This is a genomic window from Rouxiella aceris (assembly GCF_012933545.1).
GTDB classification, from domain to species: domain Bacteria; phylum Pseudomonadota; class Gammaproteobacteria; order Enterobacterales; family Enterobacteriaceae; genus Rouxiella; species Rouxiella aceris.
This window is the reverse complement of the sequence record NZ_JAADJU010000001.1, coordinates 441,883-465,334: the sequence shown is the minus strand read 5'-3', so window position 1 is coordinate 465,334 and position 23,452 is coordinate 441,883. Positions and strand designations below refer to the sequence as shown.

Genomic DNA, 23,452 nt, shown 5'->3' with positions numbered 1-23,452 from the left:
TTTCACTTTTATTCATTGGCATCACTCGCGATGCATCTTTTAATTGTAATCAAAGGATCTTATATGTCTAAGGTTGCACTTATTACCAGTATCGCTGGGCAAGACGGTTCTTATCTGGCCGAGCTTTTATTAAAGAAAGGCTACATTGTCCATGGTATTAATCGTCATTACCCATTATTAAATACGGATTACCCTGATCTGAATTATCAGGAGGGGTATGAGACCAACCCCGATTTCACTTTTCACTATGGTGACTGGTGTGATGTCGCCAGCCTTTGTCGTTTATTGGATGAAATCTGTCCTGACGAAATTTATAATTTAGGCGCAGTTACTCACCCTTTTACCTCTTCAGATAGCGCCGAATATGCAGGCACCCTAGATGGCATTGCTACTTTAGATATGCTTGAGGCTATTCGCTGTTTGGGATTAGAACAAAAAACCCGCTATTACCAGGCTTCGCCTTCAGAACTTTGTGGCCTGATCAATGGCATGCAGGCATGCGAAATGTCAGACTTTACCCCTCGTCACACCAATACGGTCGGCAAAATTTATGACTACTGGACGACGGTAAATTATCGCGAAACCTTTGGTATGTATGCCTGTAACGGCATCCTGTTTAACCATGAATCACCACGCCGCAGTGCTGCTTTTGTTACCAGGAAGATCACTCGAGCATTGGCCAATATCACACAGGGACTGGAGAGATGTCTGTATCTCGGCAATCTGGATGCTCAGCGCGACTGGGGGCATGCCCGAGACTATGCAAAAATGCAGTGGATGATGTTGCAGCAAGTCGAACCTGAGGATTTTGTGATTGCCACCGGCGTAAAATACTCTGTGCGTCAGTTTGTTACTTTCGCCGCGCTGGAATTGGGTATCAAACTGAGATTTGAGGGAAAAGGGTTATATGAAAGAGGGGTGATTGCCGCCATTATTAGTCCAATCGCCGCAGCGCTAAAAGTGGGGGATGTGGTGGTTGGTGTTGATCCCCGTTTTATCCGTCATGATGAAACGGAAAAACTCGCGGCCGATCCCACTAAAGCCCGGCAAAAACTGGGCTGGGTGCCGGAGACCTCGTTGCAGGATCTGGTGATTGAAATGGTGCAGGCTGATCTCGCCGCCGCCAAACAAAAAGCCCGACTTAAATTGTATGGTTGACCTCTGCGTGGTTTTGCCATTGTTGGCGTTGGTCATCCGGGTGCAGCAGTTTTTCTCTGCTCCAGGGCTGATGGCCGCTAATTTTGGTCGCCAGGTGTTCGAGCAGCTGCTGTGTCGTTGCTTTTTGTCCGTGATTCATCAGAGCAAGGGGCAATAGCAGCAGAAGAGCCAGTTGTGGAATGGTTAAGCCTTTGACCTGCTGATGGCGATTAAAATGTAAGAACAGGCTGCTGCAGCCACTGCCCAGTAGCATGCCGGCAATCACTTCACTTGGCGAATGTGCATGCAGTGCTAACCGGCTGATACCCACCATGAGCGGGATCAAAAAGCCAATCGCGATCATCACTCGCCGTTTACCAAGAGAAAAGGCTCCGCCGATTAACCACATCATCACTGGCCATAATGTCGCTGACATGGTGGTATGGCCACTAAACCCGGTAAAATCCAATGCAGCGCTACCAATACCCCAGGTAAGAAATAATAGCTTGGACAAGCTGACAATAAAACCGGCGCAACCCAAAGTGAACAACCAGGCCAGGGCGGTATAACGGCCACTGACTTTCCAGGCAATAAACAAGGCAAGAACGACAGCGGTAGGTAATACCAACATGCTGTCGCCAAAATAGGTCAGATTATTCCAGGGCAAATTGATACCTAAATATTATTAAATGTTTTTGGAAAGAATAGAATTTATTCTAGCAGGGCAGGGAGTAAAATTAAAATATAATTTTAATAACTTGCGCAGATAAAGATTATGGCCTGAGAGAAATATTTTTCCTCAGGCCTTTTTAGGATCGTAATAAGGGAACAGCCATAATATCCAACAGTTAATTGTCAATAGCGTCGACAATCGCCTGACCCAATTGGCGTGTATTGCCTTTGCCACCAAGATCGCCGGTTAACGGTGCGTGCTCGGCTCCCTGGCTCAATACCTTTTCAATAGCCTTTAAGACTTCGGCACCGGCTTGTGCATAACCGAGATGTTCCAGCATCAGAGCACCGCACCAGATTTGGCCTATCGGGTTGGCAATACCTTTACCGGCGATATCCGGAGCCGAGCCATGAACTGGTTCAAACAGACTCGGAAAATGGCCTTCAGGATTGATATTCGCTGAAGGGGCAATACCAATGGTGCCGGTACATGCCGGACCTAGATCGGAAAGAATATCGCCAAACAGATTACTGGCCACCACCACGTCGAACCAATCAGGGTGCAGAACAAAATTCGCGGTAAGAATATCAATATGATATTTATCTACTTTAACTTTTGGATAATGCTGACCCATTGCGACTACGCGTTGATCCCAATAGGGCATAGTAATAGCAATGCCATTGGATTTGGTTGCCGATGTCAGATGTTTTTTAGGCCGCTTTTGCGCCAATTCAAACGCGTATTTTAAAATACGGTCGACGCCAGTGCGCGTCATTACCGTTTCCTGGATCACGATTTCCCGCTCAGTATTGGGGAACATAATGCCGCCGACGCTGGAATACTCGCCTTCGGTATTTTCTCTCACCACATAAAAATCGATATCTCCCGGTTCCCTTCCAGCCAGCGGGGCTTTGACCCCAGGCATCAGACGCACCGGACGCAGATTGACATACTGGTCAAACTCGCGTCTAAACTGTAGTAAAGAACCCCATAGCGAAATATGGTCGGGCACCACCTCTGGCCAACCCACAGCGCCAAAATAGATGGCATCAAAGCCTTTAAGCGTCGCAAACCAGTCATCAGGCAGCATTTTGCCATGTTCGAGATAATATTCAGCGCTGGCAAAATCAAACCACTGCCATTCGAGATGGATACCATGCTTTTCAGCAATGCGCTCCATCACCTTGACCCCTTCAGGCATCACTTCCTTACCAATACCGTCGCCGGGGATCACGGCAATTTTATACGTTTTATCGGACATTTTTAGGCCTCTTTTATAAATCGACTCCCTGAGTGTATTCCCCTGTCGGCAGCGCAGCAATTTGCCAAACAACGAAGGTGTTTTTAAATTAAGGGGGATTGTGCTGTGTTTAAAAGAGGTTGCGGTGAATACTTGTTGGTTGATCGTAACTGAGGTGAGGGAAGGGTGGATTTCTTGGCTTGGCCATAAAAAACTGCAACTTACTAAGCTGGTATCCAACTTTTGGGGTGCAGTCCTTAGCTGGGATCTTTTTTACCCACACTTTATTTTGTGTTGTCACAGAGCCATTGCTGAACCACTACTTGGCAAAATGTCGGGGAGATGACCAGGCCCCTTGCAAAACGCATCCGTAGCCGCAGAGGAGAAACATTTGCGTGTCACATTGCCGAGAAGGCCCGGACAGTATATAGGTCGACTAGCCAGCGGGCGTGAATGGTGAGCTGCGAAGCATCAGCAGCGACAGAACCAGCATCACCAGTGCCGTGATGACATGCATCGGCACCGCGTAGGCAGGTGCGCCGCCGGTCGTTGCTACGATGATTGCGTCGCCAATGGGGACGATCGTCATGCTCAGCAAGAACAGCGCCACCGCTCGCTTCGAGGCAAAGGCAACCAGGCAGAGTGTGACGACGCCCGAGGCGATGTCGCGCACGCCTTTGGCAAGCAAGAAGGCGTCGGCATCCGTGCTGGTTACCGACAAACCATAGCCAGCGGCGCCTGCATGCGGATGGAGGATGAAGTTGGCACCGAGAAAAATGATCGTCAATCCGATAAGCAGCGACAGAATCGTGTAGGGCGAAATCCAGGGGAGTTGATTGGTGTTGCGCATGATTGTTTCCTTCAAAAAATGGTGGAAGAGTCGGCGTTGAATACCGCGATGGCGGTGGTTATCTTGTCAAGAAGTCGAATTAATAGAGTGCGGCATCCGCCAGGAGCAAGCCGAGAAAGCCGATAGCCGGTATGATGTGTGTGAGGCGCTCACGCTCTTTCAGAAGAGTCACGATCGCAGCCAGGATCAACAGTACTAAACCACCGAGTGCGATGCATTGCACAGAGGGGATCAACAGACAAGCCGCGCCCACGAGCTCCAGACCCGCGGTCAACAGGCGCGACCCCTTGGGATAGCCCCAACGCTGGAAGTCCGCTTCAACGTTACCTACGTTGACAAGATTGGCAATGCCAGCGCTGGCGAATGCCAAGGCCGCTATTGCATTGATGATTTCGCCGATGCTCATGACATTGCTCCTGTGGTGGTGACGTGCCTCTGCCAAAGTTCCGGGTGCAGGCCGCGTTAGTCCTGCCCTTTGAAGAAACGATCGCCTTCGATGCGACCGTTTTCGGCTCTACGCATTCAGCAGGATGGCGCTGCGCGTGCCTCTGCTGGTTTTATGCGATACGATAACGTATCGAATAAGGGGGATTAATGCAAGACAAAATCGTATCGAGTGATCCGGCGGACGCCAGAAAGTGGCGCGACGATGATCCACGTCGGCTGAGAATGGCCGAGAAACGTGCGTCGATCCTGGACGCTGCTCGCCCTATTCTGCTCAGAGATGGGTTGGGGGGGACGACCCTGGACCGGGTCGCATCCGAGGGGGGGATTGCAAAAATGACACTGTATCGGCACTTCCCAAGCAAGGAAGCGTTGTTCGAGGGGCTGGTCACCAGAATGTGCGAATCAATTCGACACAGCCTGGAGAACGCGCCTTGCGGCGGCGATGATCAACCTGCCGCAACCCGATTGTCTGATGAGTTACAGGGCTTCACGTCGGCATTGATCGAGCCGGACTGGCTGGCGCTGTATCGTCTGGTTGTTGCCGAAGGTTGGCGTTTTCCGGGGCTCGCTCACGTCTTTGACCAGTCGGGGATGTATGTCATTCGCCAGAGGATAGCGAGGCTGCTCGAGGCTGGCGGCGTACTTGCCACGACGGCGCAACCCCTTGCCGCAGAGGTGGTGGCACTGGCACTTGGTGATGCCTACCAGCGCGCAGTTCTGGGTATTGCCGAGGACAGCGACGGCGAGTTGTTTGTGCAACAGAGGCAAAGAGCTGTCGCGCATGGATTTGGCGGAACAGCATTGGATGAACGGCAAAGGAGCGACTCAGGAAACGGGAAATAAGGCACCTTAGGACGGCTGTCAACCCCGCCAGCCTTAGTGCTCACGGCCCGCATCCTATTTAATCCGCTCAGATATGCCGCTTGATTATGTCAGGTCAGGGACGGGCCGGTTTCGGCCTTGCCTGACGCACAGGCTAGTGCCGGATCCTGAGATGTACCCGTTCTGTTGCCCGTTAGCGAGGTGCCAGCCCCTGCATAATGTTTCCGATGATCTGTTCGGCGACATCCTCTATGGGTACGCCGCCAAGCTTTCCATCGACTGAAAGAGACATCAGGCCTTCTACTGCAGCAAACACAGTCAGGGCCAACTGGATAGGGTCGCCCGGCACCACCGCGCCGATGCCTTGACCATAGATGATAGTACGCGGCCCAGCTAATAACGCGTTGTAACTCGCCTGCTGTAATTCGGGCGATATATCCGTCCGCTGTTTGGTGGCAAACATAAGGCGAAAAAGCGCGCGATGTTGCCTCGCAAAGCTGATATTGGCGCGGGCGATTGCAAGCAGTCGCTGCAAAAAATCTGGCTGATCGCAGGCAGCGGCTTGGTCCAGCGCCGCTCCCAGGCGCACGAATCCTTGCAAGGCCAGAGCATCCAGCAAAGACTGCTTGCTGGGAAAATGCCTCCGAGGCGCATTGTTGCTTACCCCGATCTCCCGGGTGATTTCTCGCAATGATAATGCCTCTGCCCCAACTCTTTCGAGCATGGCTTCTGCCACCGTAAGCAGCGTCGCACGCAGATCACCGTGATGGTAAGGCTTTGGTTTTTCTATATTTGGCACTGCAGTGCGTCTCCTGGAACAACAAAGCACAGATTATAGCAATGTATTCGGGCAACAAAGCACGGATTATAACAATGTATGCATTGACAACATATGTTGTCAGTGTGTACATTGATTCTGCACCTTGATGCGTATCGCCTGGAACCTGCCCATGTCTTTGCCTCGAATTTTCAGCCTGATCCTCGTGCTGCTCGAGTTGGTTACCTGGGTCATCCATTTAAATCCCGTTTTTAAAGCAGAGCCCTAATCTCGCTGGAGACAATCATGAAACTACAAGGCAAAACCATTCTTATTACCGGCGGCAGCAGCGGCATTGGACTGGAACTGGCAAAGCAACTACTAAAAATGGGTAATACCGTACTGATCACCGGGCGCGATCCTATCCGGCTTGCAAAAGCGCGTCAGCAGATGCCGGAGCTGCATGTTTATCAAAGTGATGTAAGCGATCCCGCCCAGATCGCAACGCTTTTTCGTGAGGTCAGCGCAACATTTCCCCAGTTGGACGTGTTGGTGAATAATGCAGGCATCATGCGCAATATCGATCTGAACCAGGTGTGTAATACCGACGATCTGCTCAGCGAAATCACAATTGGTTTGAACGGACCAATTTTGCTGAATCAACATTTTCTGCCACATTTGCGCAAGCAGCCTGAAGCGTTGATTGTCAATGTCTCCTCCGGCCTGGCATTTATTCCTTTTACCATTTCACCGATCTACAGCGCGGCCAAAGCGGGTCTACATGCCTATAGCCGATGTTTGCGCACACAGTTGAAAAACACCACGGTCAAAGTTGTGGAGCTATTACCGCCAGGCACCGAAACGCCACTGTTCCGCGGTGAGTTTGAAAAAGAGATGCGAGGCCAGAAAGGCATGCCTGTGGAGACGTTGGTAAAAAAAGCCATTCAGGGAATTGAGGCAGGCCATACTGAAATTCGTCCGGGCCTGGCGCGTGTGCTTGGGGTCATGAGCCGCGTCGCGCCAGATTTCATGATGACGCAGATGACCAGAATGTCTGCGCCAAAAGCATGATGGAGCGCTGAGGATCGACGGGATGACAACGGAACATTTACCTGTAGTAAAAATAGCGATCTCGGCGGATGGCACGCGGATTGGTTATCAGTCGTTTGGCAACGGTCCAGGCATTGTCCTGGTACAGGGCGCCATGGGCACCGCGCAAAACTATCGCCAGCTTGCAGTCGCTTTGGCGAGTCGGTTTACCGTACACGTACCAGATAGGCGGGGGCGTGGCATGAGTCCTCGTCCATACAGTGCCACGCATTTGATCCAACGCGATGTTGAAGATCTGCGCTGCTTGCTTGCCGATACCGGAGCGCAGTTTTTGTTTGGCCTTAGCTCGGGTGCCATGATCGTGCTTGAGGGCCTGCGGTGCGGGCTACCGGTGGAACGCGCAGCCGTGTTTGAACCGCCTTTTTATCTGGATGGCATGGCCCACGAACTGGTTCACCAATTCAACGCTCAAGTCGACCAGGGCCGACTGGCTGCCGCATTGGTCACGGCTGGCAGAATTGTCGGGCTAGGCCCCAAACGGATGCGCGTCCTACCGCAATGGTTGTTGCGTCTGGGAGCTGGACTGGCGTTGCGCGGTAATGCGCGCCGTACGGATAACTATACGTCGATTAAAGAGTTGATTCCTGCCATGCGTTATGACTTTAACGTAGTGGCCAGCATGAACACCCGGCTGCACGACTTGGGCACTGTACAACAACGGGTACTGCTAATGGGCGGTGACCGCAGTCCTGACTATCTGAAGAATGCCTTGTTAGCACTGAAAGTCGTGCTGCCGAGCGCCGAGGTTGTCGAGTTTACAGGCGCCGACCATTCCGCGCCGTGGAATGAAGATCTGTCGGGCAAACCGCAATTGGTGGGTAGCGTGCTCAATGCCTTTTTTTCCACCCCGCAGACAGCAGCCACGACCACAGGTTAATAGTGTGATATCTGGCTGAATATTCACGCAGGATGAATGAGTTACAGCAATGGGCACTATGAAAGGGCTCTTTGGGCGGTCACCGTCCTGCTTCTATCGTTGGACCAGCAGGAGTGAGCCCAGGGCGGAGTGCACAGCAAATAGGCAGTCTGATGTCATTTCGCTTTAAAAAACATCATTCAAACCTGTGGTGTAGCCATTCTGTAAAAAAGCCGTTGACGGCGCAGGGCCAATACGGTTTAATGCGCCCCGTTGCCCGGATAGCTCAGTCGGTAGAGCAGGGGATTGAAAATCCCCGTGTCCTTGGTTCGATTCCGAGTCCGGGCACCATTATTCAGAATAACCCGCTTATGGCGGGTTTTTCGCATTTTGGGTTTAGCGATTTTTATCTACCCCCTGCAAACTGCGTCAACGCTCTCTTTGTAGTCCCTCCGGTTTTTAGTACCACCGCCAATGAGGATCTCCGGCCAGTTTTTGCCTCGCATAGATAACGGGAGGCGTATCACCCAGTGAGCTATGCGGACGTTCTTCGTTATATTCTGCGCGCCAGTCTCCTGTTAGCGCACGGACTTCTGACTGTGTTCTGAACAGATACATATCGAGTATTTCTGTTCGTAGCGTTTTGTTAAATCGCTCAATAAATCCGTTCTGCATTGGCCTGCCTGCCTGCCTGGCTGAATAGAATCGAGTATCACGCCGTGTAAAATAGTTGACTCAGACGGTAGTTCGTTATCGCTGCGTATAAATGCCGGATAGCCTCTTTCAGCACTTAACCGCTCAAGGAGGCATACATCTGCTTTAATCGGCGGTTTTCCTCTTCCAGCTCTTTCATTCGTTTGATATCAGAGGACTCCATACCGCCGTATTTAGATTTCCAGTTGTAATAGCTGGCTTCCGACACGCCGTTTTCGCGGCACATATCCTTAACATGCCGACCCCCTTCAACTTCTTTTAGAACTCGCAGGATCTGAGTTTCAGTGAAACGCGCTTTCTTCATGATGAGCCTCCTTTGGTTGTATTTTAACCAGAGAACTCTAACAAGCAGTAAGACTAAATTCAGGAGGGGACTACATGATCATATTCCCAATTACAAAGCGGGCAAATTTCATAACTTCCATGTTCCGAAAAAGCATATTTACTGCAACAAGGGCATAAATATACTGAACGATTCATTATTTCAGCCAATTGCTTTTCTAATTTTCGATATTAGTCTATTTTTATCCCATCCCACACTATATTTAGACTCCGGTGCATCCCAACAACCATTAGCTATTCGATTAATAATAAATTCGCCAGTCGTTTCAAAAGCTGGATACCAACCAACATCAACAATAATCCCAGACTTAAATGATAATTGTAATAAATCTTCATCTAAGACCATTATTTGTGACTCTATACCATGAGAAAAATCAATAGTCGATAGCTCGTCAAATATACTTATGAGTTCAAGCTCAAAATCGGTTCCTAAAATCACATACGTTTTTTTCATTTGGGAGTATTTGTTATAATAACATCAGGTTATATGAAAAATAAGAAATGCCATTTTCATAGAAATGTAAGGGATCTTCAGCAAGATCCCCCTAACTTTTATATGACTGATTTACCTTGCCGATAGGCATCTTTAGCTTCATTGAGACTCATCTTATTTGCCCCACCTTTTCTGTTTGGATTTCTAGACTGAAAAGGATCATCTTCCCAATTACAATTAGGACAAATATCGTGTTCACCTACAGATTCAAACACCATTTTCCCGCAGCACGGGCATGGATAGTAATTATTGATCATTCCAATAGTCCATCTTGTCAGTTGGTTTAAACATCGTTCTTGGAGCACCATCTTTAGATTTGATACCCAACGTATTACTTTCGGGATGATATAACAAAATATCACCGTTATCTCTTGTTTTTGTCATAGTCCCTTTTGGAGGATTATTAACAAAGTCATGAGTAGCATCAACATACTCTTTAGAGTTAGTTAACTCAGGAAACTCAGAACCATGTTTTTTCCAATGATTGTATGCATTTTCAACTTGGGTGATTTTCCTTCTCTGGGTCCAAATAGGGTCTTCAGGTCTTTTGCTTAAATAAATATAGATCGGCGGAATATCCGATATTGGCAGAACAAGAATATAATCCGCAAAATTCTTTTCTTCCGGTGCCGGAGTGGTTGTGGCCTCAATGCTGGTATTTTCCGGCAGCGGATCAACAACTACCGGATTTGGTATCCTTACCGGGTTTTGGTTGCCTGTATTTGCAGGAACATTGACACCTGAACTGTCTGGCGTCCAGATGATCGTTATACGCGGATCTTCCTCTGTGGTGAACGTATAGGCTTTTCGGCTGCTGTCCCACTCCATTTTGCGCACACGCACCATATCTTTACCGGGTGGAGTGTGACAGCCATGAGGAACCGGGTTACCTTTAGCATCTTGTTCCCATGTATAACGCACACGGCTTGGCGCTTCACGCATCTGCTCCAGACGCATACGGTCAATAAAATCCTGCTCACCGTCATTGAGCCTTCCGGGCATCATCCCCATCACAACTGCTGCTATAGGAGCACCGGGGCCGCTGGCTGCAATCCTTCCGAGGCCGCTCGCTATCTCACCAAGTTTTACCGCCCACGTTCCTGAGGTAATAGCGCTTCCGCCTACCAGACCAAGAACACTGGCACCTTCAACAACCGTTTGAGCATTAGCAGCACTCGTGGCGGCGGCTGTTGCTGCCTGATAATCCATTTCCTCGTGATTACCGTTTAGCCATTTATACAGGGCACTTCGCTTTTTCGGTTTCGGTATATCGTCTACAGGATTTTTTTTCTTGGCGGTCTGGGCGTGTTGTGGAACATCAGTATCTGATGCCGGATCGGCAGGAGGAACAGCATGATAAAATGCCATTGAAGCAAAATTGGTATGAGGTTCCTGCTCTTCCCCGGCATCATTACAGCCCTCACCACGAAGGCAGGATTTGGCAAAGACCCGGTTTTGTTCTCGCTCATCTGCCCGTCGTTTTTCCTCTGCTTCTCGCTCTGCAACTACTCTGGCTGCATGTTCTTCCCTTGCAACCTCTACGGGATCTCTGCCTTTTCCCATCCATTGGCCAGCCGGAGCTATGACACGATTTGTGCCGCGAGGACAGCCACAACTGACCTCAGAGCGGTCCATTGCCACAGCTTTTCCGAAGAACTCAACCCGCGATTCGCCATTAATAATCCGTCCCCGTTCCCCGCATTTCGGACAAGGTGTGGTCATATCTCCCACCCGGACTATACGACGATCAAACTCGCTGTCATCGATGGAGGCAATACATCTTGCCCCGGTCGTTGTTTTATCATTTTCAAAAGCCTGTCCGCGTCCATAATTCTCTGTGCGATATCCCATTGGTTACACTCCGGGGATAACCAGAAAATCATCCGGCTGCGGCATACCTTCCCGGACGATCATTGTACTGCTTCCCTGTGGGGTGCTGATAATTTCATCACCCGTGCCATCATTCCGGGTCAGACACCCTGCTACAGCCGGTCGGTAAATAGCAATAATCGGATGCTGGCGACGGGATGTTTCCTGTTCTGCAACCAGCACACGCACTTCATCATCTATCTCTGCCAGTTCTTCCGTTGTAAACGAGGATTGATTTAGTGTTGTCAGCAGTTCCGGGGGCAGTCCATTGTTGTATTGACGATCCATTCCCTTGTCCTTGTCATTTATACGGTTTAGTTGATGCAATACTAACCGATCTGCAATTTGACTTAAAAGCACTTTATCAGTATGTGATTTCAAAAAATGTCATAGCCTTTATTTCATATTATTTCGCTGCTATTTTCACTCCTCTTATTCATCTATATAGATACCTTATATTATTTATTTTTATCAAAAACACTGGGTGCCTGTAGATTATAAATAACAGCTTTTTTTCAAATAAAAACACCAAATAAATACACAATATCTGATATGGTTAATTAAGTTGCTTGGCAAAAACCAAAAATATATTACTGACTTATTTATGGGCATAAATATAAAATAAACCTCATGTTTTAATAGTCGGCAAACCATTACAAAGAGGAGCATTTAAAGGAAGGCGAAAATGTTGTTTGAAGATAAAACATATAATATGGAAAGGTCGATTCCGAGTCCGGCACCACTAACATATAACGGACGTCTACTGACGTCCGTTTTGCTTTATGAAATCAGTTAGTTACTCCATCTCGTTGTCTACTCTCATCTACTGAAATCTACCTACAGCTATATCAGCGTAAATCTCGCTACGGGGACCAAATCGTCAAGTAATAGAGAGAAAAACTTTAGACAGGTGATGGTTCGCACTGCGAGCCATCACCTTGAAAGACAGGGCAGTTTTACATTCTTCTTTTGAAGATAAGATTGTCTAACATCATGATAGACTTAAACTATCATCACACCCTATTATTACCATTTATCTCTATAATCGAATGAAATGAAATAATCATAAGAAGATAAATTAATACGATGTGTGAAATGAGGCTGCAAATGCATGACCCAATCACTTCTTAGCTCAAAAGATCCGTTATTTACAATATCTTTTGTTGGTAAGCCTAAGCCATCAGTCATGATGCTGGCATCATCACCAAAATCAATAGAATATTCCTTACCTACACCCAACTCTGTTAACTTATCGAACCATTGCAGTCTTAATTTCAATCCCATTTTGGCCTCATAAATAACGTTTAATATTTCGGCCTTTTACAGCAGGCTTCAATTGTTCACCAGTTTTATGATCTACCGACCCAAGATGCTCACGTTCTGAAGAGGAATGTGCATTCTTCAGCTTGCTGCGCCAGGCATAAAGCTGTGATTCATACAGGCTGACTTCTTGGGCAGCAGCGGCAACATCCATGCGTTCTGCAAGCTTCAGGGTCTCGATGCAAAATTCAGGCGTGTGTTGCTTACGGGGCTTTTTGCGGGTTGATGCTGGTTTTGTCATAAGTCACCTCTGATTGAGAGTTTACTCACTTAGTCGCATGCCCACAGGGGGTTATTTTCCCGCCTGACAAACCTCCTTGATTCGTTGCTCCCCATAATCAAAGGTCTCCCCAACAACAAAGTTAGATAGAGCTTCCCGAAGCTGTGTACAGGTTATACCCGCACTATGTAATGAACTGACCACATGCGACCCCTCCGCCTCGGTATAAAATCCGTGAGCAAGCTGCGACGGCGACCAGACAGCACCTTGTGCTAGTATGTCGCGCATCACGAGCGTCAGTACTTGCGGATCGTCACCAGCATATTTTCCTGCTCGATAGATAGCTTGTTCCAGCACCGGGTTATTCCCTTCTTTATCTTTATAATCAGCCCACTGCACCACATTTCTCTCTAGTATGGACTGGATCACAGCGCGGGGAGCATACTGAACTAAGTATTCCCACAGCGAATCAGCGAAATCTGCGGCTGGTTTCTCTTTAAGAATACTTGGAGTGGCGGCAATTTTATCCGCTACCGTCACCATGCCCAGCAGCGCTTCTGCCTGAATACGGTAAACAGGGTTTTCAGGAGGATGGTAGTCCCATAAAAATTGAATAAGCTCTGCATTAGCTTTCGGTATTATTCTGTAGTAAGCCTTATCACTCAGTAGTTCAGGCATCTTATTGAGGATAATTTTCGCGGTATCCATATACTGTTTTTTTTCTTCTTCTGTAGGTCTACTTGAAAAATAGAACGGCTGATCTAACGGATTTTTCGCGCGCAGAAAGTCTCGGTTGCTTTTTCCCTGTTTATTATCATCATCCAGCTTTTCGGTAAACACGCGAACCGCATTAAGATTATGATGCTTTACCGCTGTTGAAAAGATAGAACCGTTAATGGCGTATGTCTGGAATGGATCAGCACCTCTAGCCAGTAATTCCCGAAACGTCGCTTCAGGCATATTTGAATTATTAACAGCTTCAACTAACATTTTCTGACGAAACTTCACATTCTCAAGTCGCCGATTTAAACTCTCGCTTCCCTTACTCTGACCTATACTAAGTAGTTGGTGTCTATCTCGTCCAAACTGCAATTTTTTAAGTAAATTTGGACTGATGCTATTAATAGTGATAAAAAATAATGCAAGGGAAATAATATGCCCGCATAATATTCCTGAAATGGTATAAGTACCTATTCTAAAGAAGAGGTAGCTAATAATTACACCTACCAGCATTGCTCCAGAAGCAATGAAAATTATGTTAACGTATAGGTCAATGTTGTAAAAATCCAGCACCGACCAGAAAATTAATGTGGCTAGAATTTGAGGTGAAACCAGCCACAGGAAAAGGGATCTGGCCCCTGAATGACTGGCGGATTTCAACAACAAAAATAGAGTCACAAACCCCATAAAAACAGGTAGTAACAATATCATTGATAGTATAAAAATATCAAACCAAGTAAAACTGATAACGCTTAGCATTGCTGACTCCTTCGACTTCTTTTCAAGATCCTTTGTCCTATAGATCTCATTAAATGATAGTTTCGTGCATTTTTACATGAAAAGACTAACTTAATGTATCTAAATCATAAATACTGAATATGTAGTCCCGCTGAATTTAGTCTTACTGCTTGTTAGAGTAAATACAACCAAAGGAGGCTCATCATAAAGAAAGCGTGTTTCACTGAAACTCAGATCCCGCGAGTTCTAAAAGAAGTTGAAGGGGGTCGGCATGTTAAGGATATGTGCCGCGAAAACGGCGTGTCGTAAGCCAGCTATTATAACTGGAAATCTAAATACGGCGGTATGGAGTTCTCTGATATCAAACGAATGAAAGAGCTGGAAGAGGAAAACCGCCGATTAAAGCAGATGTATGCCTCCTGGAGCGGTTAAGTGCTGAAAGAGGCTATCCGGCATTTATACGCAGCGGTAACGAACTACCGTCTGAGTCAACTATTTTACACGGCGTGATACTCGATTTTATTCAGCCAGGCAGGCCAATGCAGAACGGATTTATTGAGCGATTTAACAAAACGCTACGAACAGAAATACTCGATATGTATCTGTTCAGAACACTGTCAGAAGTCCCTGTGCTAACAGAAGACTGGCGCGCAGAATATAACGAAGAACGTCCGCATAGCTCACTGGGTGATATGCCTCGCGTTATCTATGCGAGGCAAAAACTGGCCGGAGATCCTCATTGGCGGTGGTACTAAAAACCGGAGGGACTACACAAGCATGACAGTTGCACCTTTAGCACTCAAACTACGCGCCGTGTATTCACCCAACCCGCTGCTGGCACCTGTGATTACAACAACTTTTCCATCGATATTATTGCTTATTCGGTATCTCCATATTGTTCGTCAGAGACTTTTTCCAGCCACTCAACTACGCTGCCATCTTGAGCTTCCTGGATTGCAATATGGGTCATCGCTGTAGTAGCGCTTGCGCCATGCCAGTGTTTCTCATGGGCTGGAATACAAACGACATCACCTGCACGAATCTCGCGAGCGGGCTCACCCCAGGTTTGGACATAACCGAATCCTGAGGTCACAATGAGACGTTGGCCCAGTGGATGGGTATGCCATGCTGTACGTGCACCTGGTTCGAATGTGACGTGGCCAGCGCTGGCACGAGAATTCTCGTCTGCAGCAAACATGGGATCGATGCGGACTGTGCCAGTGAACCAGTCTTCAGGTCCAACCATTGATGCTTGCGAGCCAACTTTGTTGATAATAGTCATCTCATTTCCTTAAATTTGTGGGGTATTCATCTGAAGATTCGAACAAACAGGTTTCTCGCCTGACGTCGTCTTCTTATAAAGCAGAGTTAATCTGCATATCGGATTTCCAGTATGCATGATGAAAAGCTATGAATTAACCCTCAGACGCTGAATGCTTTTATGAATTAATTTCATTAATTAAGTATTGAAAAATTCATTTTTAACACGTTTTAGGTTTTTTTATTACCTCCGCGCTTAGCAGTAAACGCCGCCCACTTTGTAAAAAGTTTTCAATTTATGAATTATTGTAATAACTCTATTCGTTATTTAATCAAGGTTTTTTGCCGTTGGAAAATTTAGAATTAACTCTGTAATTCAGTTTGGATGATTATTATATTCACCGTGCGACATTGATCAGATAAGAGTGAATTATTCAAGTTCCATCAAATTAGAATCATCTTTGACACAAAGAGGGGTAACCATGCCAGCATTTAAAAATACACTACTCTGCTTATCATTGTTAATGGCCTATTCTGCCAATACTTTTTCCGCCACGCCTAAAACTGTTGCTGAGGGAATAAATATTGTTGGCTCGCAAAAGATTACATTTAACAACGGCACAATCAGCATGGCCGGAAACTTGTATCTTCCACCGAATTATGATGCTACGAAAAAGTATCCAGCAATAGTGGTTGCACATCCATGGGGAGGCGTTAAAGAACAAACCTCCGGATTATATGCGCAGCAGTTGGCCCGAAAAGGATTTATTACGCTGGCTTATGATGCTTCCCACTATGGTGAAAGTGGCGGTGTTCCGCGTGATCTGGAAGACCCTTCTGACCGAGTGCAGGATATTCGTAGTGCGGTAGGGTATCTCGCCAGTCTTCCGCAGGTAGATGCTAATCGCATTGGTGCTATTGGCGTTTGTGCTGGCGGTGGATATACCCTTAACGAAGCCCAGACCGATTTACGCGTGAAAGCTGTTGCCGGGGTGGTAGCCTATGATATCGGCGAAGCGACGCGCACAGGTATCGAAGGCATACCTGTAACCGTTGAAGATCAGCACAAGTTACTGGCAAGCGTGGATGAGCAACTAAATAAAGAAGCAGCCGGTGCGCCGGTGCTAGTGAAGCCGCTATTGCCACCTTTAAGTAGCATTAATGCAAGCTCTCCCAGCTTCGTGCGCGAAGCAACAAACTATTATTTGACGCCGCGCGGTGCGCATCCCAATGCCCACAATCGCTACGTCGTTACCAGCCCAGGGCTGCACCTCGCCTATTATCCGTTGGCACATATGGATCTGATTTCACCGCGTCCGGTTCTGCTTATTTCTGGCTCGCGCGCTGAAACGCTTAAATTCAGTGAAGCTGCGTACGCTCAGGCAAAACAACCAAAAGAAATTATGGTGATTCCGGGCGCATCGCATTTTGATCTCTATGATAAGCCGCAATATGTCACCCCAGCAGTAAATAAACTGGCGGAATTCTTCGGTAAGAATCTGTAGTCGTATTGGGGGAGCCTTTTAAAAGAGAGGAGGGCTTCCCCCGTTCAAATCATTGTTTTTTTCTGGCTAGCAACGCAACAGGAACTGCCATTATCACAATAAAGGCGCTCCAGAGGAAAACCATACTCATGTGACCGGCTGACACCACAAGTCCTAACAGCGGACTTGAAAGACCGATTGCAAGGTCAGGAAATGCTGAGTACGTTGCCATTGCTACGCCTTTGTTTCCCCCTCCCAAGCGTCGGACCGCTTCAGACCCGAAGGCGGGATAGACCATTGCCCAGCCAGCACCCGTTAATGCAGCGCCTGCGGCAGCAAGCCATGGAGAAGGTGCTGCCCATAGTAAAACCTGCCCGAGCGCTGTCCCCAGAGAAAACATCACACCCACACGGATAGCACCCGACTGGTCAATTAACTGCCCCAGCAAGAGGCGTGCGGCTATTAACGCGGCTGCAAATGCGCTAACCGGCAACCAGCCCATTCCCCAGCCCTTTTCGGCGTACATCAGGACAGAAAACGACAATAAAGCCGCATAGCCCACGCCATTGAAAGCTGCCCCTAATCCGGGCAGCCACACCGATGAAAGAGCCTGGGAAAGGGTTCCTCTCTGTTCGGAAGGTTCAACGCGTTCTGGCAAAATGCGAACAACGAGCATGGCAGCAATAGGTAGCAGCGCTGTTGTTATTGCAATGGCGGCAAAACCAGAATGGTCAAATATGGCAGTACCTAGCGGTGCGCCAAGGGCAAAAGCAGCAAACATTGCGGTGCCGACCCATGCAATGACTCTACCGGTTTGTTTGCCGCCCGCCAGAGCCAACCCCAACGTCATGCCGCCAGTGATGATAAAGCTTTCTGCACCACCGACTATTGCTCTGCCAATCAACACCAAAGTAATAGCTGTAATGGGTTGAGTCGCAAACGGTAGCGAAATTAAATAAAAAACACCCCCCGCTATTGCCAGCAACAATCCCAGATAAATGGCTCGTTTGCCGCCACACCGATCAGCATATCGTCCGGCTGCGAAGCGAGTTGCTAAAGAAGCGGCAAACTGCGCGCCAGTGACTAAACCGACAGCAAAAGTGCCGAATCCCAACTGGTGATGTACGTAACGGGGAAGCACTGGCAGTGCGATGCCAATAATCAAAAATCCGGCCAAAACAACCAACATTAATGTCAGTAGCATCCGCATAAAATTCATAGACTCACTGGACTCAACCGACTCACCTTGCATAGCCAAACTCTCAAGATAATTAAATATTTAGCCCGCCAGATGGCGGGCCAGATAACCCATCACGCTTATTGAGGAAGCGCGACTGCTCAACACCCCAAACAGGTGTTAAATCAGACCATTCGCCCCCAACACGCGAAGACTCTTACCAAAAGCAAAAATGGGGCTCGTCCCCTTAATTGAAACGAACCCCGAGGGTATTTAACGGACGGTATAGCCACCATCAACAGGCAGCGCATGACCAATGACAAAAGTAGAGGCTGGGCTGCACAACCAAAGTACGGCATCAGCAATTTCTTCAGCACGGCCCAGACGCTTAATTGGTACATCTTTCATCAGTTCTGCCATTGCTTCAGGCTGGCTTTCCAGCATGCCAGACACCATTGGCGTCTCAATAATGCCAGGGCAGATAGCATTAACGCGGATGTTTTGCGGAGCATATTCCAGACCAGCGCTTTTGGTTAAGCCCACCACACCGTGCTTGGAAGCATGGTAAATACCGCGCTCGGCAATACCGACCAAACCGCCAAGCGAAGAGTTGTTAACGATTGCGCCACTTCCTTGTTTTTTCATCTGAATTAATTCGTATTTCATGCAGTTCCAGATACCGCGCAAATTAATATCCATGACGAAATCATAATCTTCAGGATCGGCAATTGCCGTTTCAGCCACTGGACTTTGTACGCCCGCATTATTGAATGCCGCATCAATACGCCCAAAGGTGGCGACAGCCTGCTCAACCATAGCTTTCACCTCGTCAATATTCGCGACATTGCAGCGAATACCTAGCGCACTGTAGCCTGCTGAATTAAGTTCAGTGGCTGCGTTTGTAACCGCTTCTTCATTGATATCCACCATAACGACTGACGCGCCCGATGCAGCGAAAGCCTTAGATGCGGCAAGACCCATTCCAGAGGCTGCACCCGTAACTAATGCAACTTGATTTTTGAATGAAAAATTCATAGGTTATTTCCTCTTTATGACACACAGGAGATCATCAGCGCAAATTAATCAACATGCGCTTGTGCTAGATGTAAATGGATAAATTCACATGGATATTAAATAATAAACCTGAGCCTGGCAGACTAAATCAAAGTGGATCGTAGCCGGGTTTTTTATAGAGATTTTTTGGCTTTTCTATAATCTCAGGTTTGTACACGTCCTCCATCCAATTATCCTTTAAAACATCCTCTATAGACAAAGAAATGAAATCACCACTGATTCCCAGCGTTTTGCTCAAGGTATCAGTTAATGCTGCAGCAATGATTTTCTTGTCCTCTTCTGACTGACCAACAATCTTGACAATTATATGGGGCATAAATAACTCCCTGGTTAATTGTTATGCTTTTAATAGCCCGCCGATCAGGCTTTCGAATAGCATCAATATTAACATTATATGCCGATAGTGATTACCGGCCCTGGATGGGATGGAATCATGAAGAATTCTCATTACTGCGAATGATCTTCGCGTAGCAATCATGTTTTTTTGAGCATTAACTTCATTAATCTGTCTGCAGACGGGCCTTCCGAGCGGGGTGAACGATTGGTAGTCATCACATAGATCGCGTTACCGGTGGCATAAACATCACGCAGGCGGTCTCCCGAGCTAAACATTTGTCTGAGTTTCTTCTGCTTGTTATCAAACACATACAAGCTAAGAAAACGTCGTGCCGTCATTTGAGCGCCGGCTTTATGAGAATGGTCGCTTCCCGCGTACGATGACTTATCATTGGGCTAAGATATTGACTATTTTTATATTTTTTTCGGTAAGCATCATCAATCTTATCGATAATATCACCGCGAACAGTTTCGAAGATTACATCTCGGGTTTCACCCGCAGCAACAATTTGTCCCGCTTTTTGCTTCAATGCAGATTGATACCATCGCGAACCTACGCCGTTATAAGCACGCACATACAAAGCACCTTCAACCTCTACGCACCAGATCCATGTTGGCGTGCCCATAGTTTTACCATCAGCGCGCAGAGGTGAAATATGAAGGTCATCCGCCTCAACAATATCGTTAAGTTCTTTGCTGGACCACGGCATAAAGATTCCTCGTCAATGCAATAAATAATAAAACCCCTTAGCTAAAGCGAAGGGTAAATACCGACAGAAAACATAAATAAAGACTTAATTAACATAGCGTAATTAATGTTTTTTGATTAGGTGAAAGTCGCGAATAGAGTTATGAGGATTTATCATTAATCGATGCTTAACTGAATTTAAGATTCATAGACACTTTTAGAAATATATAGTTAAATCAGTTTCAATCACTTAAGGAGCGAATGAAATGGCACGAGATAACCTCAATGATTTAGTGGCATTCGTCACCGTCGCGCGAGAACAAAGTTTTACCCGAGCAGCGGCACAGTTGGGCGTATCTCAGTCTGCACTCAGCCATACCATGCGTTCACTTGAAACTAAAATGGGGGTTCGATTGCTGACGCGGACCACGCGCAGCGTTTCACCCACTGAAATTGGTGAACAGTTACTGGCCAGTCTCGCACCTAAGTTTGATGATATCTACAGCGAATTGGCTGCCTTGCATGACAAAAAAGAGCACCCGGCAGGAACGATACGTATTTCAGCTACCGACTTCGCCATTGAAACAATTCTCTGGCCAAAGCTGTCACTCTTAATGCGCACCTATCCTGATATAAATATTGAATTCGTTAACGATTATGGTCTAACTGACATCGTCGAGAAACGCTACGACGCCGGTGTGCGTTTAGGAGGCCAACTGGCAAGCGGCATGATTTCGGCAAGAATTGGTCCTGATATGCGTTTTTTGGTCGTCGGTTCACCGGACTATTTCGCCGGAAAAACGTTGCCAACCTCGCCACAGGATCTGCTGAAACATCAATGCATTAATTTGCGTTTACCGGTACATGGCGGCTTCTACGTATGGGAATTTGAGAAAGATGGCCGTGAGGTGACAGCGCGTGTTGAGGGGCAGATCGTCTTTCATAGCATATTCCAGATAGTTAAAGCGGCTGTAGCGGGTTTCGGCTTAAGCCATGTACCAGAGGAGCTGGCTGCACCTTATTTAAAATCTGGAGAGTTGATTAGCGTCATGGAGGAGTGGACGCCCTATTGGGAAGGGTTGCACATTTACTATCCTAATCGACGCGGCTCTTCAAAAGCTTTCTCGCTGGTGCTAGAAGCGCTGCGCTATCGAGATTAATTGGCAGGCTTTCCCGGGCGAGAAAGCCTGTCAGAAATGAGTTTAACTACTGCGTGATTCAAAAACTTTTTTAACTACAGGTAATGCCGAGAATACTTTTGGCCAACCGGCGTAGAACGCCAGTTGTGTCAACATTTCAGACGCCTGGCTCTGTGTCAGACCATTATTCATGGCCCGGTTGAGATGGTAGCCAATTTGCTCAATCTGACCACTGGCAATTAAAGCGCTGACAGTGACCATGCTGCGATCTCTCGGTGCAAGATCGGGACGTCGCCACAAATCACCAAACACCGCTTTCTCGGTAAATTCCACTGTTCCTGAAGAAACCTTATTAAAGCTATTAGCAACCTGGGTAGATCTCGCCTGTTCAACTTTTTGATCAACGGGCTGCAATGTGACATCGGCTTGCGGCAATTGCGCTCGCGTTATACCGCGCCGGGCGAACACGCGGCGAGTGATTTCAGCGGCGGATGTGGCACTTGGCCAGCCACTGTAAAAGGCCAGGTGAGCAATAATCTCTGAAATTTCCCCCGGTTTAACTCCGTTGTTTAACGCGAGGTTGATATGGTAAGGCAGTTCTACCCGGTCATTGCGCGCGATAAGCGCAGCAATAGTGACAATGCTGCGATCGCGTGGGCTAAGCTGCGGCCTTTTCCATAAATCATTATCCACATACTTCTGCGTGTAATTCTCTAATGCGGGTGATGCCTGTCCTAAATCGGTTAGTGACGGAGATGAGGGGATAGATTGGTTTTTTGATGCTGACTGAACACACCCACTCAGCATAATGGCCAATGAAAGCATAGTTATAGCGCGAGTTCGCATAGATCAATCCTTATGATTCATTGCTATATTGCTGATCTGACACCTTTTCCATCCACTCAACATTTTTGCCCTCAGGCGTGCCTTCCTGAATCGCCAGATGTGACATGCCGGTAGATGCTGTCGCGCCATGCCAGTGTTTCACGCCCGGTGGGCAATGGATAATGTCTCCGGCATGGACTGTTTTCCTCTCTCCTCCCCATTCCTGCGTCCAGCCGGATCCTGAGGTGATCACCAGGGTTTGTCCTAAGGGATGTGTGTGCCAGGCGCTGCGGGCGCCAGGCTCAAAATTGACATGCCCAACGGTGGTTCTGACCGGAGATTTTGGCTGAGTAAAAAGAGGTTCAATGCGCACCGTACCGGTAAAATTCGACTCTGCACCGGTGACCCATGGGCGACTGCCATTTTTACTGATAATGACGTTCTCTTTAACGGGTTTGGCAGAAACCGCATAAGAAATATCACTATTAGCCGCCAATGTTGAAAAACTGGCAGCGAGTGTTAAAAAAAATGATGCAGAGGTTATTCGGGACATAATTATCTCCTGATAATAAACAGACTAAATTGCATTTCCAATGTGCTCAACTTGCACTATTTATTTTTAGAGGAACAATTTTGATAGTGGCATTTCTTGAGCCGCCAGTGATCATATGATTCAGATAGCCACTACCCTGATATTTTTCTTTATAGGCGTTGTCGATCTGCGTATTGATATCGCCTTGAACAGATTCAAATCTGACTTCTTTAGTCATGCCTGCAGCAACAATTTTCCCTGCTTTTTCTCGCAAGGCGGCCTGATACCAACTTGAACGCTGACCGTTGTATGCCCGAACGTACAGGTTGCCATCAACCTCAACACACCAAATCCATGTTGGCGTGCCATATGTTTTTCCATCTTCACGAAAGGGCGCGATGTGAAGATCATCGGCTTTTATTATTTGGCTAAGCTCATTCGGAGACCATTGCACAGGCGATAAGCTAGCGTCTCGTGCACTCAGCGTTTGAACAGAATCAGGAGAAGTCGTATCGGAGGTTGCAGCATAGCACAAGGATGAAATTGCTAAAGAACCAACTATTAATATAGGTAATTTTATTAACTTATTAGTGAGTCGCATATTATCTCCGTAGATATTCCTTCATTTC

27 protein-coding genes, 1 tRNA gene and 5 pseudogenes are annotated in these 23,452 nt (G+C 47.3%); 8 read left to right on the top strand and 25 right to left on the bottom strand.

What is annotated here, in order from left to right:
- Positions 1–63 precede the first annotated feature (63 nt).
- Complete coding sequence (gene gmd, locus GW590_RS02130) at positions 64–1,158, top strand: GDP-mannose 4,6-dehydratase (protein WP_169401357.1); 1,095 nt, start codon at positions 64–66, stop codon at positions 1,156–1,158.
- Here gmd and GW590_RS02125 read toward each other — a convergent pair.
- From GW590_RS02125 to GW590_RS02110, 4 genes are all read right to left on the bottom strand, one after another.
- Positions 1,142–1,804: a phosphatase PAP2 family protein gene (locus tag GW590_RS02125; RefSeq protein WP_169401356.1), complete on the bottom strand. Its 663-nt coding sequence runs from the start codon at positions 1,802–1,804 to the stop codon at positions 1,142–1,144. The genes gmd and GW590_RS02125 overlap by 17 nt on opposite strands.
- Before the next feature lie 181 nt (positions 1,805–1,985).
- On the bottom strand, positions 1,986–3,071 hold the full coding sequence (locus GW590_RS02120; RefSeq protein WP_169401355.1) for a tartrate dehydrogenase: 1,086 nt from the start codon (positions 3,069–3,071) through the stop codon (positions 1,986–1,988).
- Between the two features lie 415 nt (positions 3,072–3,486).
- Entirely contained in the window at positions 3,487–3,900 is a 414-nt protein-coding gene (locus GW590_RS02115) for a DUF4267 domain-containing protein (protein ID WP_169401354.1), read from the bottom strand.
- A gap of 79 nt (positions 3,901–3,979) precedes the next feature.
- A complete protein-coding gene (locus GW590_RS02110; RefSeq protein WP_169401353.1) occupies positions 3,980–4,306 on the bottom strand; it encodes a DoxX family protein in 327 nt (108 codons plus the stop codon).
- 188 nt (positions 4,307–4,494) lie between these two features.
- Between GW590_RS02110 and GW590_RS02105 the strand changes: the two genes are divergently transcribed.
- Positions 4,495–5,190 carry a TetR/AcrR family transcriptional regulator gene (locus tag GW590_RS02105; RefSeq protein WP_169401352.1) on the top strand — a complete coding sequence of 232 codons (696 nt, stop codon included), beginning with the start codon at positions 4,495–4,497 and terminating at the stop codon, positions 5,188–5,190.
- A gap of 172 nt (positions 5,191–5,362) precedes the next feature.
- On the opposite strand, the gene GW590_RS02100 is transcribed toward GW590_RS02105, so the two are convergent.
- Positions 5,363–5,968 carry a TetR/AcrR family transcriptional regulator gene (locus GW590_RS02100; RefSeq protein WP_169401351.1) on the bottom strand — a complete coding sequence of 202 codons (606 nt, stop codon included), beginning with the start codon at positions 5,966–5,968 and terminating at the stop codon, positions 5,363–5,365.
- Positions 5,969–6,232: 264 nt separating this feature from the next.
- Here GW590_RS02100 and GW590_RS02095 point away from each other — a divergent pair, with 264 nt between their 5' ends.
- From GW590_RS02095 to GW590_RS02085, 3 genes are all read left to right on the top strand, one after another.
- Entirely contained in the window at positions 6,233–6,997 is a 765-nt protein-coding gene (locus GW590_RS02095) for an SDR family oxidoreductase (RefSeq protein WP_169401350.1), read from the top strand.
- 22 nt (positions 6,998–7,019) lie between these two features.
- A complete protein-coding gene (locus GW590_RS02090; protein ID WP_169401349.1) occupies positions 7,020–7,913 on the top strand; it encodes an alpha/beta fold hydrolase in 894 nt (297 codons plus the stop codon).
- A gap of 254 nt (positions 7,914–8,167) precedes the next feature.
- Positions 8,168–8,243: transfer RNA gene (locus GW590_RS02085), tRNA-Phe, on the top strand.
- Positions 8,244–8,351: 108 nt separating this feature from the next.
- On the opposite strand, the pseudogene GW590_RS24255 reads toward GW590_RS02085, so the two are convergent.
- From GW590_RS24255 to GW590_RS02040, 10 genes and pseudogenes are all read right to left on the bottom strand, one after another.
- Positions 8,352–8,582, bottom strand: a pseudogene (locus GW590_RS24255) (integrase core domain-containing protein); the annotation flags it as partial.
- 106 nt (positions 8,583–8,688) lie between these two features.
- Positions 8,689–8,910: pseudogene (locus tag GW590_RS24250) on the bottom strand (transposase); the annotation flags it as partial.
- 59 nt (positions 8,911–8,969) lie between these two features.
- A complete protein-coding gene (locus GW590_RS24590) occupies positions 8,970–9,086 on the bottom strand; it encodes a CPCC family cysteine-rich protein (RefSeq protein ID WP_211186588.1) in 117 nt (38 codons plus the stop codon).
- A gap of 4 nt (positions 9,087–9,090) precedes the next feature.
- Positions 9,091–9,402, bottom strand: coding sequence for a hypothetical protein (locus GW590_RS02070; RefSeq protein ID WP_169401347.1), 312 nt, complete (start codon positions 9,400–9,402; stop codon positions 9,091–9,093).
- A 98-nt stretch (positions 9,403–9,500) separates the two neighbouring features.
- The gene (locus tag GW590_RS02065; RefSeq protein WP_211186587.1) at positions 9,501–9,698 is read right to left on the bottom strand and encodes a CPCC family cysteine-rich protein; all 198 of its coding nucleotides are present in this window, start codon (positions 9,696–9,698) and stop codon (positions 9,501–9,503) included.
- Positions 9,688–11,292, bottom strand: a complete 1,605-nt coding sequence (locus tag GW590_RS02060; RefSeq protein ID WP_169401346.1) for an S-type pyocin domain-containing protein — start codon at positions 11,290–11,292, stop codon at positions 9,688–9,690. The genes GW590_RS02065 and GW590_RS02060 overlap by 11 nt, the downstream gene beginning before the upstream one ends.
- 3 nt (positions 11,293–11,295) lie before the next feature.
- Positions 11,296–11,598 (bottom strand): hypothetical protein, encoded by a 303-nt coding sequence (locus GW590_RS02055; protein WP_169401345.1) that lies wholly within the window; start codon positions 11,596–11,598, stop codon positions 11,296–11,298.
- A 738-nt stretch (positions 11,599–12,336) separates the two neighbouring features.
- Complete coding sequence (locus GW590_RS02050) at positions 12,337–12,594, bottom strand: colicin E3-like toxin immunity protein (protein ID WP_154750878.1); 258 nt, start codon at positions 12,592–12,594, stop codon at positions 12,337–12,339.
- 16 nt (positions 12,595–12,610) lie between these two features.
- Positions 12,611–12,871, bottom strand: a pseudogene (locus tag GW590_RS02045) (colicin E3/pyocin S6 family cytotoxin); the annotation flags it as partial.
- A gap of 51 nt (positions 12,872–12,922) precedes the next feature.
- Positions 12,923–14,329 carry a hypothetical protein gene (locus GW590_RS02040; protein ID WP_169401344.1) on the bottom strand — a complete coding sequence of 469 codons (1,407 nt, stop codon included), beginning with the start codon at positions 14,327–14,329 and terminating at the stop codon, positions 12,923–12,925.
- Positions 14,330–14,512: 183 nt separating this feature from the next.
- On the opposite strand from GW590_RS02040, the pseudogene GW590_RS02035 reads away from it, so the two are divergent.
- Positions 14,513–15,063 (top strand): annotated as a pseudogene (locus tag GW590_RS02035) (integrase core domain-containing protein).
- A gap of 18 nt (positions 15,064–15,081) precedes the next feature.
- On the opposite strand, the pseudogene GW590_RS02030 reads toward GW590_RS02035, so the two are convergent.
- Together GW590_RS02030 and GW590_RS02025 are read right to left on the bottom strand one after the other, a co-directional pair.
- Positions 15,082–15,189: pseudogene (locus GW590_RS02030) on the bottom strand (SDR family NAD(P)-dependent oxidoreductase); the annotation flags it as partial.
- The gene (locus GW590_RS02025; RefSeq protein ID WP_169401343.1) at positions 15,186–15,590 is read right to left on the bottom strand and encodes a (R)-mandelonitrile lyase; all 405 of its coding nucleotides are present in this window, start codon (positions 15,588–15,590) and stop codon (positions 15,186–15,188) included. The gene GW590_RS02025 and the pseudogene GW590_RS02030, both read right to left, overlap by 4 nt.
- 460 nt (positions 15,591–16,050) lie before the next feature.
- Between GW590_RS02025 and GW590_RS02020 the strand changes: the two genes are divergently transcribed.
- Positions 16,051–17,073: an alpha/beta hydrolase gene (locus tag GW590_RS02020; protein ID WP_169401342.1), complete on the top strand. Its 1,023-nt coding sequence runs from the start codon at positions 16,051–16,053 to the stop codon at positions 17,071–17,073.
- A 49-nt stretch (positions 17,074–17,122) separates the two neighbouring features.
- Here GW590_RS02020 and GW590_RS02015 read toward each other — a convergent pair whose 3' ends face one another.
- The 5 genes from GW590_RS02015 to GW590_RS01995 form a co-directional block, all read right to left on the bottom strand.
- Positions 17,123–18,271: an arabinose transporter gene (locus GW590_RS02015; RefSeq protein ID WP_268952795.1), complete on the bottom strand. Its 1,149-nt coding sequence runs from the start codon at positions 18,269–18,271 to the stop codon at positions 17,123–17,125.
- A gap of 231 nt (positions 18,272–18,502) precedes the next feature.
- Entirely contained in the window at positions 18,503–19,264 is a 762-nt protein-coding gene (locus tag GW590_RS02010; protein ID WP_169401340.1) for an SDR family NAD(P)-dependent oxidoreductase, read from the bottom strand.
- 127 nt (positions 19,265–19,391) lie between these two features.
- Complete coding sequence (locus tag GW590_RS02005) at positions 19,392–19,619, bottom strand: tautomerase family protein (protein ID WP_169401339.1); 228 nt, start codon at positions 19,617–19,619, stop codon at positions 19,392–19,394.
- Positions 19,620–19,777: 158 nt separating this feature from the next.
- Positions 19,778–19,978 (bottom strand): hypothetical protein, encoded by a 201-nt coding sequence (locus GW590_RS02000; protein WP_211186586.1) that lies wholly within the window; start codon positions 19,976–19,978, stop codon positions 19,778–19,780.
- A complete protein-coding gene (locus GW590_RS01995) occupies positions 19,975–20,349 on the bottom strand; it encodes a DUF2255 family protein (protein ID WP_169401338.1) in 375 nt (124 codons plus the stop codon). Before GW590_RS01995 ends, GW590_RS02000 begins: the two co-directional genes overlap by 4 nt.
- A 244-nt stretch (positions 20,350–20,593) precedes the next feature.
- Here GW590_RS01995 and GW590_RS01990 point away from each other — a divergent pair, with 244 nt between their 5' ends.
- Entirely contained in the window at positions 20,594–21,487 is an 894-nt protein-coding gene (locus GW590_RS01990) for a LysR family transcriptional regulator (RefSeq protein WP_169401337.1), read from the top strand.
- 42 nt (positions 21,488–21,529) lie between these two features.
- On the opposite strand, the gene GW590_RS01985 is transcribed toward GW590_RS01990, so the two are convergent.
- Genes GW590_RS01985 through GW590_RS01975 form a run of 3 tightly spaced genes read right to left on the bottom strand, consistent with a single transcriptional unit; the run spans position 21,530 to position 23,424 of the window.
- Positions 21,530–22,312: a carboxymuconolactone decarboxylase family protein gene (locus GW590_RS01985; RefSeq protein WP_169401336.1), complete on the bottom strand. Its 783-nt coding sequence runs from the start codon at positions 22,310–22,312 to the stop codon at positions 21,530–21,532.
- Between the two features lie 10 nt (positions 22,313–22,322).
- Entirely contained in the window at positions 22,323–22,844 is a 522-nt protein-coding gene (locus GW590_RS01980; protein WP_169401335.1) for a (R)-mandelonitrile lyase, read from the bottom strand.
- A 46-nt stretch (positions 22,845–22,890) separates the two neighbouring features.
- Positions 22,891–23,424, bottom strand: a complete 534-nt coding sequence (locus tag GW590_RS01975) for a DUF2255 family protein (RefSeq protein ID WP_169401334.1) — start codon at positions 23,422–23,424, stop codon at positions 22,891–22,893.
- Positions 23,425–23,452 lie beyond the last annotated feature (28 nt).